The organism is Streptomyces sp. LS-MS-L19 (assembly GCF_058382285.1).
The window spans coordinates 3368162-3379983 of record NZ_JBYCLL010000001.1; the positions used below are offsets into that span (position 1 = coordinate 3368162).

At 69.4% G+C, this 11822-nt stretch carries 11 protein-coding genes and 2 tRNA genes; 4 read left to right on the forward strand and 9 right to left on the reverse strand.

All coding sequences use genetic code 11. The annotated features are described in order from the left end of the window. Window positions 1-66: 66 nt before the first annotated feature. The 4 genes from AC2XR2_RS14845 to AC2XR2_RS14860 all read right to left on the reverse strand — a co-directional run bounded on the left by AC2XR2_RS14845 (window position 67) and on the right by AC2XR2_RS14860 (window position 3321). The gene (locus tag AC2XR2_RS14845; protein WP_046586779.1) at window positions 67-747 is read right to left on the reverse strand and encodes an ATP-dependent Clp protease proteolytic subunit; all 681 of its coding nucleotides are present in this window, start codon (window positions 745-747) and stop codon (window positions 67-69) included. An 88-nt stretch (window positions 748-835) separates the two neighbouring features. Continuing rightward, window positions 836-1441, reverse strand: coding sequence for an ATP-dependent Clp protease proteolytic subunit (locus AC2XR2_RS14850; protein WP_053846476.1), 606 nt, complete (start codon window positions 1439-1441; stop codon window positions 836-838). Between the two features lie 213 nt (window positions 1442-1654). Beyond that, complete coding sequence (gene tig / locus AC2XR2_RS14855; RefSeq protein WP_381299955.1) at window positions 1655-3049, reverse strand: trigger factor; 1395 nt, start codon at window positions 3047-3049, stop codon at window positions 1655-1657. 195 nt (window positions 3050-3244) lie between these two features. Beyond that, a tRNA-Pro gene (locus tag AC2XR2_RS14860) sits at window positions 3245-3321 on the reverse strand. Between the two features lie 167 nt (window positions 3322-3488). On the opposite strand from AC2XR2_RS14860, the gene AC2XR2_RS14865 reads away from it, so the two are divergent. Continuing rightward, window positions 3489-3562 (forward strand) — tRNA-Gly (locus AC2XR2_RS14865). A gap of 240 nt (window positions 3563-3802) precedes the next feature. Here the strand turns inward: AC2XR2_RS14865 and AC2XR2_RS14870 are convergent. Next, a complete protein-coding gene (locus tag AC2XR2_RS14870; RefSeq protein WP_020136157.1) occupies window positions 3803-3997 on the reverse strand; it encodes a hypothetical protein in 195 nt (64 codons plus the stop codon). Window positions 3998-4361: 364 nt separating this feature from the next. On the opposite strand from AC2XR2_RS14870, the gene AC2XR2_RS14875 reads away from it, so the two are divergent. Continuing rightward, window positions 4362-5438: an acyltransferase family protein gene (locus tag AC2XR2_RS14875; RefSeq protein WP_491515271.1), complete on the forward strand. Its 1077-nt coding sequence runs from the start codon at window positions 4362-4364 to the stop codon at window positions 5436-5438. Here AC2XR2_RS14875 and AC2XR2_RS14880 read toward each other — a convergent pair whose 3' ends face one another. Further along, entirely contained in the window at window positions 5439-5891 is a 453-nt protein-coding gene (locus AC2XR2_RS14880) for an HD domain-containing protein (protein ID WP_491515272.1), read from the reverse strand. Between the two features lie 50 nt (window positions 5892-5941). Continuing rightward, complete coding sequence (locus AC2XR2_RS14885) at window positions 5942-7123, reverse strand: PP2C family protein-serine/threonine phosphatase (protein WP_330266932.1); 1182 nt, start codon at window positions 7121-7123, stop codon at window positions 5942-5944. A gap of 162 nt (window positions 7124-7285) precedes the next feature. Here AC2XR2_RS14885 and AC2XR2_RS14890 point away from each other — a divergent pair, with 162 nt between their 5' ends. Then, window positions 7286-8515: a GNAT family N-acetyltransferase gene (locus AC2XR2_RS14890; RefSeq protein ID WP_491515273.1), complete on the forward strand. Its 1230-nt coding sequence runs from the start codon at window positions 7286-7288 to the stop codon at window positions 8513-8515. Between the two features lie 89 nt (window positions 8516-8604). On the opposite strand, the gene AC2XR2_RS14895 is transcribed toward AC2XR2_RS14890, so the two are convergent. Then, window positions 8605-9420, reverse strand: coding sequence for an Fpg/Nei family DNA glycosylase (locus AC2XR2_RS14895; protein WP_491515274.1), 816 nt, complete (start codon window positions 9418-9420; stop codon window positions 8605-8607). 255 nt (window positions 9421-9675) lie between these two features. After that, entirely contained in the window at window positions 9676-10161 is a 486-nt protein-coding gene (locus tag AC2XR2_RS14900) for a ribose-5-phosphate isomerase (protein WP_330266929.1), read from the reverse strand. A 205-nt stretch (window positions 10162-10366) separates the two neighbouring features. Here AC2XR2_RS14900 and AC2XR2_RS14905 point away from each other — a divergent pair, with 205 nt between their 5' ends. Further along, window positions 10367-11779 carry an amino acid permease gene (locus AC2XR2_RS14905; RefSeq protein ID WP_449351295.1) on the forward strand — a complete coding sequence of 471 codons (1413 nt, stop codon included), beginning with the start codon at window positions 10367-10369 and terminating at the stop codon, window positions 11777-11779. The last annotated feature ends 43 nt before the right edge of the window (window positions 11780-11822 follow it).

Consider the following 11822-nt stretch of genomic DNA (forward strand, 5'->3'; position numbering starts at 1 on the left):
CCCCCCTTGGCAGGGTTCACTTTGACGTGCACGGTGCCAAGGGGCGGCATATCCTACGGGGTCCGCCTAGCGGACTGCGGCGTTGTTCATCTTCCGGGTGGAGATGATCTGGTCGACCAGGCCGTACGCCAGCGCGTCCTCGGCCGTGAGGATCTTGTCGCGCTCGATGTCCTCGCGGATCTTCTCGATCGGCGTGGTGGAGTGCTTGGCCAGCATCTCCTCCAGCTGCGAGCGCATCCGGAGGATCTCGTTGGCGGCGATCTCCAGGTCGGAGACCTGGCCGCGGCCGGTCTCGCTGTACGGCTGGTGGATCAGCACACGCGCGTTGGGCAGCGCCATGCGCTTGCCGGGCGTGCCGGCGGCCAGCAGGATCGCGGCGGCGGAGGCCGCCTGGCCCATGCAGACCGTCTGGATGTCCGGCTTCACGAACTGCATCGTGTCGTAGATCGCGGTCAGCGCCGTGAAGGAGCCGCCGGGGCTGTTGATGTAGACCGAGATGTCCCGGTCGGGGTCCATCGACTCCAGGCACAGCAGCTGTGCCATGACGTCGTTGGCGGAGGCGTCGTCGATCTGCACGCCGAGGAAGATCACGCGCTCCTCGAAGAGCTTCGCGTACGGGTCGTACTCGCGGATGCCCTGCGAGGTGCGCTCGACGAAGCGGGGGATCACGTACCGGGACTCGGCCCGCGGGCCGGTGTACTCGGCCTCGGTGCGGGCGTAGAGGCCGCTGCCGGGGAAGTCGTTCACTGTCTGTCTCCTAGGGGCTGTGACGGTCGGCTGGGGGCTGTGCGGGGCGTTTCGGGCCCCGCGGTGGGGCTCAGGTCCCGCATGGGGCTCAGGCCCCGGTGCCGCCGCCGCCCGGCATGCCGGCGGCCGTGGCGATCACGTCGTCGATGAGGCCGTACTCCTTGGCCTCGAAGGCGTCGAACCAGCGGTCGCGGTCCGAGTCGCGGGTGATCTGCTCGATCGTCTGGCCGGTGTGCTGCGAGGTGAGCTCGGCCATGCGCTTCTTGGTGTGCAGCAGCCGCTCGGCGTGGATCTTGATGTCCGAGGCCGAGCCGGCGAGGCCGGCGGACGGCTGGTGGATCAGGATCTCGGCGTTCGGCAGCGCGAAGCGCTTGCCGGGGGTGCCGGCGCTGAGCAGGAACTGGCCCATGGAGGCGGCGAGGCCCATGGCGATGGTCACCACGTCGTTCTTGATGTACTGCATGGTGTCGTAGATCGCCATGCCGGCCGTGATCGATCCGCCGGGGCTGTTGATGTAGAGGTAGATGTCCTTGTCGGGGTCGGCGGCAAGGAGCAGCAGCTGTGCGGTGATCTTGTTGGCGATGTCGTCGTCGACCGGCTGGCCGAGGAAGATGATCCGCTCGTTGAGCAGCCGGTTGTAGACATGGTCGCCGAGGCCACCGCCGATGGAAGGCTCGCCGGCGGCGGAGGGCATCAGATTCGTCACGTATCCACCTGCTCGTCTTACGACGGCGCCGGGCCGTCTTACGTTTCCCTATCAAGGGACCCTAACGCGCTGGTCCCTTCGGGGAATCCCGGATGGAGGGCTGTTCGCCGGGGGCGTAGAGACCGCGGCGGGTAGGCCGACGGGCCCTGGGTGCATACGCTCCCAGGGCCCGTCGTACGACATTCGAGGCGCCGTAGGCGATCAGGCCTCGGTCTTGTCCTCGCCCTTGTCCTCGGCCGGGGTCTCCTCGGAGGTGGCCTCGACCGTCTCGGCGGTCTCGTCCTCGTCGTCGTCCAGGTCGATGACCTCGCCGTTGGTGTCCTTGACCGTGGCGGCCTCGACCACGACGGCCAGGGCCTTGCCGCGGGCGACCTCGCCGACGAGCAGCGGAACCTGGCCGCCCTCGACGACCGCCTGGGCGAACTGGTCGGGGGACATGCCGGAGGAGGCCGCGCGGCGCATGAGGTGCTCGGTGAGCTCCTCCTGGTTGACGTTCAGCTTCTCGCGCTTGACGAGCTCGTCCAGGACGAACTGGGTCTTGATGCCCTTGACCGCGGCGTCCTTGGTCTCGGTGTCGAACTCCTCGGCGGTCTTGCCCTGGATCTCGAGGTACTTCTCGAGGTCGAGGCCCATCTGGCCGAGCTGGTGGTGCTCCAGGTTGTGCTTGCGGGTGTTGATCTCGTCCTCGAGGAGCTTCTCGGGGACGGGCACCTCCACGAGCTCCAGGAGCTTCTCCAGGACACGCTCCTGGGCCTGGGTGGCCTGGTCGTACTGCTTCATGTTCTCGAGGCGCTTGCGGCTGTCCGCCCTCAGCTCCTCCAGCGTGTCGAACTCGGAGGCGAGCTGCGCGAACTCGTCGTCCAGCTCGGGCAGTTCGCGGGCGGCGACCTGGGTGACCTTGACGGTGACCTCGGCCTCCTTGCCGGCCGCCGAGCCGCCCTTGAGCTCGGAGGTGAAGGTGGCCTCGCCACCGGCCTCCAGGCCCTTCACGGCGTCGTCGATGCCGTCGAGGAGCTCGCCGGAGCCGATGGTGTAGGAGACGCCGCTCGCGACGCCGTCCTCCAGCACCTCGCCGTCGACCTTGGCCTCCAGGTCGATGGTGACGACGTCGCCGTCCTCGGCGGCCCGCTCGACCGGGGAGGTCGAGGCGAAGCGCTCACGGAGCTGCTCGACCGACTTCTCGATGTCCTCGTCGGTGACCTCGACCGCGTCGACCTCGACCTCGATGCCGGAGTAGTCCGGGATCTCGATGGTCGGGCGGACGTCGACCTCGGCGGTGAAGTTCAGCGTCTCGCCGTCCTTCAGCTCGGTGATGTCGACCTCGGGCTGGCCCAGGACGTCGATCTCGGCCTCGTTGACCGCCTCGGTGTAGAACTTCGGCAGCGCGTCGTTGACGGCCTCCTCCAGCACCGCACCGCGGCCGAACCGCTGGTCGATGACGCGCGCCGGGATCTTGCCCTTCCGGAAGCCCTTCACCGTGACCTGCTGGTTGATCTTCTTGTACGCCGCGTCGAGGCTGTCCTTGAGCTCCTCGAAGGGCACCTCGATGCTGAGCCGAACCCGGGTCGGGTTCAGGGTCTCCACGGCGCTCTTCACGGTTCGGTCTCCTTGGGGGCTGACTTCTTGGTTTCTGCCGGAGCCAGAGCGGCTCCGGCGGATTCGCCGCCCGGAGGACTTCCAGAGGAGATCCAGTGGATGAGGCACACGGGCGTGCAGCTTGCATAGTAACGGCAGCGGCGACACGCCCCAAAGGCGATCACTGAGTACGGTCGCGCGAGGTGATCGCGCAGGTGGTCGGGGTGGCGGGATTTGAACCCACGGCCTTCCGCTCCCAAAGCGGACGCGCTACCAAGCTGCGCCACACCCCGTCTGGTGCGACACGTAGGGTACATGGCCGCAGGCAGCGGGGTTACCGCATTTCGCGAGCGCCGCGGCGGGCACATCCGCGTCCGAGGCGGAAGGGGTGTGCGACAAGGCGTGACGACCCGCTACGATGCTTGCGTGCCGCCGGGGAGTGATCCGTGGCGTGTGCTGTGCGGGCGTAGCTCAATGGTAGAGCCCTAGTCTTCCAAACTAGCTACGCGGGTTCGATTCCCGTCGCCCGCTCCAGACGGCTCAGGGCCAGGCCGGAGGATCACTCCTCCGACCTGGCCCTGATCGTTTCCGAGACCTCGGGTCACCCCTCTGTGCGCAGCGCAGCCATCGCCTTGTTGCTCCTGGGCGCGTTGACCGCGGTGGGCGCGAGCCTCGATCACGTCCTCCCTCGGCCGAAGCGACGCCGGGCACTCGACAGGCGAGACCCGTGCCCCCCCTTGCTGTCGATCCGCGAGATCACGGGCTGTGGGGGACCTAGAACTGGATCGAGTTGATGGTGTCCGCTATCGAGTCCAGGAAGCGTTGGATGTCGTCGGCCATGCCGGTCGAGGCGAGGAAGAAGCCGAAGAGCACCGCGACTATGGCGGGGCCGGCCTTGATGGAGCCTCCCCGCATCAACACCACCAGGATGATCCCCAACAGCAGCACCACTGACAGCGAAATGGCCACAACTGATCACACCCTCGGTCGGTCCGCTCTCCCGGCCCGGGGACGCGACCCCGCGACCCCCGCCAGAACCATCGTGCCACCAACGCGGCCCGCATATGCGGCCGGTGAGGCAACGTTTGCCCATGTCGATACACGCCCCGCAGTCCCTGGCCGGTTCCTTTCGGTCCTCATCCCCCGTGCCCGCACACCCCGTTCGCAGGGAATTCGAATCACCGGCACAGGTGTGCAGTGGGCGTGCTCATGTGGCACTTGAGGGGGATTGATCCGGACAATCCAGGCATGTTGAAGTCGCCGCAGAAGTGAACAACGGGCCATCAAACAGCCGGTTTTACGGAAACGCACAGCCGCGGCTAGGGTCCCTCAGATGTTTCAAGCCGCCAAGCCACGCGACGCCTTCTTCGACAACGCCAAGTACCTGGCGATCGTCCTGGTGGCGGTCGCGCACTCCTGGGAGCCGCTCAAGGGCGACAGCCGGATCCTGGAGGGCGTGTACACGGTCGTGTACTCGTTCCACATGCCGGCGTTCATCCTCATCTCCGGCTTCTTCTCGCGCAGTTTCGACATGCGCCCGGACCGGCTGAGGCGGCTCGTCACCGGTGTCGCGGTGCCGTACATCGTCTTCGAGACGGCGTACTCCCTCTTCAAGCGCTACGCCGACCACGACCCCGGCATGGAGATCAGCCTCCTGGACCCGTGGTTCCTCACCTGGTTCCTGGTGGCCCTGTTCATCTGGCGGCTGACCACGCCGATCTGGAAGCTGGTGCGGTGGCCGCTGCCCCTCGCGCTCGGCATCGCGATGCTCGCCTCCGTGACCCCGGACATCGGTGACGACCTGGACCTCCAGCGGGTGCTCCAGTTCCTGCCGTACTTCGTGCTGGGCCTGGTCATGAAGCCGGAGCACTTCCGGATGGTGCGCCGGCGCTCGGTGCGGATCGCGGCGGTGCCGGTGTTCGCGGCCGCCCTCGCCGTCGGCTGGTGGGCGGTGCCGCGCATGGACACCGAGTGGTTCTACCACCGCAACGCCGTCCAGGAGATGGGCGCGCCCTGGTGGACGGGACCGGTCATGGTGCTGGCCATGTTCGGCAGTTCGCTGCTGCTGACGGCCTGCTTCTTCGCCTGGGTGCCGGGTCGGCGGATGTGGTTCACCACACTCGGCGCGGGCACGCTCTACGGCTATCTGCTGCACGGCTTCCTGATCAAGGGCGCCGGTTTCGCGGGCTGGTTCGACCACGCCTGGCTGCACCGGCCGGCCGGTGAGCTCTTCGTGAGCGCCCTCGCCGCGATCGCCGTCACCCTGTTGTGCACCGCGCCGGTGCGCCGGGTCTTCCGGTGCGTCATGGAGCCCGACATGGGCTGGGCGTTCCGGCGCGAGGCGGCCGAGCCGGACAAGGGGCGCGCGCCGGAGAAGGCCGCCGCGCCCCGCGAGAAGGTCAACGCCTAGTCAGTCAGCCGCGGCCAGACCGAGAAGCGCGCGCATCCTCGCGTACTTCTCGGCCAGTCGTGTCCGCGTCTCCTCGTCGAGGACCGCGAGGCGGCCCGGGTCCGCGTTGTGGGCCAGGTCGGCCTCCTTCACCAGCAGCGCGCCGGGGGTGGCGAGGATGCGCCCGGCGTACGCCTCGGGCGGCTCTCCGGCCCGCTTGGTGACGGCGAGCACGATGTCCTTCGTACGGCGGCTCAGCGCGGCCTCCTCGAGCCACCGGGCGGACAGGGCGTCGTCCTCGACGGAGTCGTGCAGCCAGGCCGCCGCGATCTGCTCGTCGTCGCCGCCCCGCGCGCGGACGCCCTCGGCGACGGCCCGGAGGTGTTCGGCGTACGGCCGTCCGGCCTTGTCGGTCTGGCCCTCGTGGGCGGCGCGGGCGGTGGCCTCTACTTCGGCGAGCGTCAGTGGGTTCACTCGTCCAGTGTGTCCCGGCGCGGTGAGCCCGTCCGTCGGCGGACGGGCGCCTACCGCGGCAGCCCCTGGGCCGTCGGGCCCTCGCGGGAGATCAGGAGCAGCGCCCGGTCGTCGTTGACGTCCTTCGCGACGGCCTCGATCAGGTGCCAGGCGGCGCCGTGGAAACCGCCCGCCACATACCGGTCGGCCTCCCCGGTCAGGCGGTCGATGCCCTCCACTATGTCCCGGTCGGACGTCTCCACCAGGCCGTCGGTGAAGAGCATCAGGACGTCACCGGGGCGCAGCGAGCCCTTCACGGGGTCGAACTGGGCACCGTCGTACACCCCGAGCAGGGGCCCCTCGGCGGCCTTCTCCTCCCAGCGTCCGCTGCCGGCGCTGAGCTGGAGGCCCGGCGGATGACCGGCCGAGTAGAGCTCGTAGTCACCGGAGTCCAGGTCCAGGACCAGGTGGATCGAGGTCGCGAACCCCTCGTCCCAGTCCTGGCGCAGGAGGTAGCCGTTGGCGGCGGGCAGGAAGGCGTGCGGGGGCAGGGAGCCCAGCAGTCCGCCGAAGGCGCCCGAGAGCAGCAGCGCGCGCGAGCCGGCGTCCATGCCCTTGCCGGACACGTCGGTCAGCACGACCTCCAGGGTCCGGCCGCCGTTGGTCCGGGCCGCGACCACGAAGTCGCCGGAGAACGACTGCCCGCCCGCGGGCCGCAGCGCCATCTCCCGGTGCCAACCCTGGGGCAGCGTCGGCAACTTGCTCTGCACCCGGATGCGCTCGCGCAGGTCGAACAGCATGGTGCCGCCGCGCCGCCAGGGCACCCCGACGCGGCTGCGGAACTGGGCGATGAGCAGACCGAAGAAACCACAGGCGGCCACCACCAGGACCACGCCGGGCGTGACCCGGGACGGCCCCTCGGTGTACGGCCCCAGCTGCACCGACTCCACGATCAGCGCGGTCGCCGCCGCCGCGTACAGGCCGAGCAGGCTCGCCGGGCGCAGCAGCAGGCCGCCCGCCACGATCGGCAGGACCAGCGCGGCCGGTGAGCACCACACGGAGTTCATGAGAGTGACGGCCGAGATCAGGGGCACGGTCAGGAGGAGACCTGCGAGCGCCACCCAGTCCGAGCCGTCGCCGCGGAAGTAGTCCACGGCACTTCTGCGCAGCCCGACGCGGGCCCGGTGCCACTGCATCTTCAACCGGGCCGTGAACGTCTCGGCTTCCGCGCGCCGCTCTCGTCCTACTGCCATTAGTTCGGGACCCTATCCATCGAACCAGCTGCTTGGCACGGGAGGTCCCACTTGTCCCCCGTCCGAGGCTCAACTTCACAGTGAACTTCACGGACGGCCGTCGCGCCGCCGCCAAGAGGAAATTCCCTCGCCCGTCCCGCAACGCCCTGGTAGGCATGGGTCATGGGGACTGACTTGCGGGTGCTTCGGCAGGACGAATGGGACGAGTGGTACGACAGCCTGATCCGCGCCTTCGGCGGGGTTCCGGAGTCGGCCGAGGAACGGGAGCTGTTCCGTGAGCTCACGGAGGAGGACCGGTCCATCGGCGTCTGGGACGGCGGCCGGTGCGTGGGCACTGCGGGGGCGTTCAGCTTCCGGCTGACCGTGCCGGGCGGGGCCGCCGTGGCCGCGGCCGGCGTGACCATGGTCGGCGTCGCCGGCACCCACCGGCGGCGCGGGGTGCTGACCTCGATGATGCGGCGCCAGCTGGACGACGTGCGCTCCTGGGGCGAACCACTGGCCGTGCTCACGGCCTCCGAGCCGGTGATCTACGGCCGCTTCGGGTACGGCATCGGCACCTACCAGGTGAACGCGGACATCGACACGGGCCGGGTCCGGCTGTCCGTGCCGCCCGGCACCGACGACGTACGGCTGCGGTACGCGGAGCCCGCCGACGTGCTGGACGCCTGCGAGGCCGTGTACGCCCAACTCGTGCCCCGGCGGCCCGGGATGGTGGCGCGGATCCCCGGCTGGGAGCGGATGTGGGTGCTGGACCCGGAGAGCGACCGGGGCGGCGCCTCACCGTTGCAGTGCGTGGTCGCGGAGCGGGACGGCGAGGTCGTGGGGTACGTGCGGTACCGGGTCAAGGCGGACTGGGAGGCGGCCGGACCCAAGGGCACGGTGGTCGTCTCCGACCTGGAGGCGCTGGATCCGGCCGGGCACGCCGCGCTGTGGCGGTTCCTGTTCGACCTCGACCTGACCTCCCGGATCGACGTCCGGCGCCGACCCGTCGACGAGGCCTGGCAGTACCTCGTCTCCGACATCCGGCGCTGCTCGGTGCTGGTGCGGGACTCGCTGCACGTACGGCTGGTGGACGTGGGCGCCGCGCTTCAGGCGCGGACCTATCAGGCGCCGGTGGACGTGGTGTTGGAGGTCGAGGACGCCTTCTGCCCCTGGAACGCGGGGCGTTGGCGGCTCAGCGGGGACACCAAGGGCGCGTCGTGCGAGCGTACGACGGACTCGGCCGATCTCTCGCTGTCCGTACGGGAGTTGGGGGCGGCGTATCTCGGGGGCGTGAGCCTCGCCTCGCTGGCCGGGGCCGGGCTGGTGCGGGAGCAGCGGCAGGGGGCGCTGGCGGAGGCGTCGGTGGGGTTCGGGTCGGTCGTGGCGCCCTGGCTGCCGCACGGCTTCTGAGGCCTCCGGGGGGCGCCGGTGCGCGGCCCGGGCGACCGGCTTCCGGCTTCCGGCTTCCGGCTTCCGGCTTCCGGCTTCCGGCTTCCGGCTCAGGGTTTCTGGCAGGTAGGGCACCAGAAGAGGTTGCGGGCGGCGAGATCGGCGGTGCGGATCTCGCCGCCACAGATGTGACAGGGCAGGTTGGCCCTGCGGTACACGTAGACCTCGCCGCCGTGGTCGTCCACGCGCGGCGGGCGGCCCATCGCCTCCGGGGTGTGTTCGGGGCGGACGGTGTCGATGCGGTTGTTCCTGACGCCCTCGCGCATGAGGTCGACGAGGTCGGTCCAGATCACGTCCCACTCGGTGGGCGTGATGTCCTTGCCGGCCCGGTAGGGGTCGATGCGGTGCCGGAAGAGGACCTCGGCGCGGTAGACGTTGCCGACGCCCGCGATGACCTTCTGGTCCATCAGGAGGGCGGCGATCGTCGTACGGCTGCGGGAGATCCTCCGGTACGCCGCCCGCGGGTCGGCGTCGGTGTCGGCGCGGAGGGGGTCGGGGCCGAGACGGTCGTGTATCGACTGCTTCTCGGTGGGGGTGATCAGGGCGCAGGTGGTGGGGCCGCGGAGGTCCACGTACGCCGTGCTGTTCGCCAGGCGGAGGCGGACGGTGTCGGTGGGTGGGGGTGCGGGGGCGGGGCCGAAGGTGACCTTGCCGAAGAGGCCGAGATGGATGTGGATCCAGTCGGTGGCGCGGAAGCCGAGGAAGAGGTGCTTGCCGTGGGCTTCGGTGTGGGTGAGTTCCGAGCCGGTGAGGAGTTCGGCGGCGTCGGAGAACTTGCCCTGGGGGCTGGTGACGTGGGGTTTCGTCCCCTGGAACGCGGCGCCGTAGTCCTGGGCCAGCCGGTGGATCGTGTGGCCCTCGGGCACGGTGGCTCCTAGTTCGTTTGCGGGTGGGGGTGCGGGCGGATCTTCTCGCCCCCGCCGCCCCTACCCGTCCCATCACCAGGGGGCGCCGCCCCCTTCGACCCCCGTCGCGGGGGCCAGCCCCCGCACCCCCGCTCCTCAAACGCCGGAGGGGCTGGATTTCGCGCAGGTGACCTACCCAGGGGCGCGGGGAACTGCGCGACCAGCCCCCGCTCACCCGCACCCGGACGACGACCCCTGCCGCCCCACCGCCGGAGGCTACTGCTGAGGGTGGTGTGCCGGGATCGGCGGCAGGTCGCCCGTCGTCTCGTACGCCGACAGCATGTCGATGCGGCGCTGGTGGCGTTCGTCGCCGGAGAACGGGGTCGCGAGGAAGGTCTCGACGAACTTGGTCGCCTCCTCCTGCGTGTGCATGCGCGCCCCCACCGCCACCACGTTGGCGTTGTTGTGCTGGCGGCCCAGCGACGCGGTCTCCTCGCTCCAGGCGAGTGAGGCGCGGACGCCCTTGACCTTGTTCGCCGCGATCTGCTCGCCGTTGCCGGAGCCGCCGATCACGACGCCGAGGGCGTCGGGGTCGGCCGCCGTGCGCTCGGCGGCGCGCAGGCAGAACGGCGGGTAGTCGTCCTGGGCGTCATAGATGTGGGGGCCGCAGTCGACCACGTCGTGGCCGGCCTCCTTGAGCCAGTCGACGAGGTGGTTCTTGAGTTCGAAGCCCGCATGGTCGGAGCCGAGATACACGCGCATGGAACGAGTGTGACACGGCTGTTTCGGGGCAGCAGCCCCGGGTGTCAGGCAGGAAAAATGTGACCCTGACAATGGAACCTCAAGGAAACCTCAAGTAACGATCTGGATTCAAAGGTTCAGGAATTCCTTTACCTCCGATTCACTGGACCGACCCGTACCCCGCTCGTACGGGATCCCCCCACCCCGGCACGAAGGAATTCCCCGTATGACTGGTCTCCAGGCCGGACTCAAGAACCGCCACCTCTCGATGATCGCCATCGGCGGAGTCATCGGCGCGGGCCTCTTCGTGGGCTCCAGCTCCGGTATCGCCACCGCCGGACCCGGCATCCTGCTGTCGTACGCGCTCGTCGGCACGCTCGTGGTGCTGGTGATGCGGATGCTCGGTGAGATGTCGGCCGCCAACCCCACCTCCGGCTCGTTCTCCGCGCACGCCGACCGGGCGCTCGGGCGCTGGGCCGGGTTCTCCATCGGCTGGCTGTACTGGTTCTTCTGGGTCGTCGTGCTCGCCGTCGAGGCGACCGCCGGCGCCAAGATCCTCGAAGGGTGGATACCCGCCGTACCGCAGTGGGGGTGGGCGCTGATCGTGATGGTGGTGCTGACCGCCACCAACCTGGTGTCGGTCGGGTCCTACGGCGAGTTCGAGTTCTGGTTCGCCGGGATCAAGGTCGTGGCCATCGGCGCCTTCATCGTCGTCGGACTGCTCGCGGTGTTCGGCGTGCTCCCCGGGGTCGACACCGACCAGGCGTCCTTCTCCAACCTCACCGGCCATGGCGGCTTCCTGCCCAACGGGCCCGGCGCCATCCTCACCGGCGTCCTGCTCGTCGTCTTCTCCTTCATGGGCAGCGAGATCGCGACTCTCGCGGCCGGTGAGTCGGAGGACCCGCAGCGGGCCGTGACCAAGTCGACCAACAGCATCATCTGGCGGATCGCGGTCTTCTACCTGGGGTCCATCTTCGTCGTCGTCACGCTGATCCCGTGGGACTCCAAGTCCATCCAGGACGACGGCTCCTACGTCGCGGCCCTCGACTCCCTCGGTATCGCGCACGCCGGTCAGATCATGAACTTCATCGTGCTGACCTCGGTGCTGTCCTGTCTCAACTCCGGTCTCTACACGGCCTCCCGGATGGCCTTCTCGCTCGGTGAGCGGGGCGACGCGCCGAAGGCGTTCGCGCGGGTCAACGGGCGGGGGGTGCCGATGGCCGCGATCCTCGCGTCGGTGGTGTTCGGCTTCGTCGCCGTCTTCTTCAACTACCTCTCCCCCGACAAGATCTTCCTGTTCCTCGTCAACTCCTCCGGTGCGGTGGCCCTGTTCGTGTGGCTGGTCATCTGCTTCTCGCAGCTGCGGATGCGGAAGATCATCCAGGCCGAGGCGCCGGAGAAGCTGGTCGTGCGGATGTGGCTGTACCCGTATCTGACCTGGGCGACGGCCGCGTTGATCGTGTTCGTCCTCGGGTACATGCTGACCGACACGGAGCACGACGGGCGGGAGACCGTGCTGCTGTCGCTGCTCGTCGCCGCGGTGGTGCTGGTCATCGCCGTGGTGAAGGAGAAGGCCGGCGGCGGGCGTTCGGCGTCCGCGTCGGCGGGTGAGGTGACGGACAAGGTCTCCGTCGGCTGACCTCTCGGACGGTTGTGAAGGGCCCCGTGGCGTGTGCCGCGGG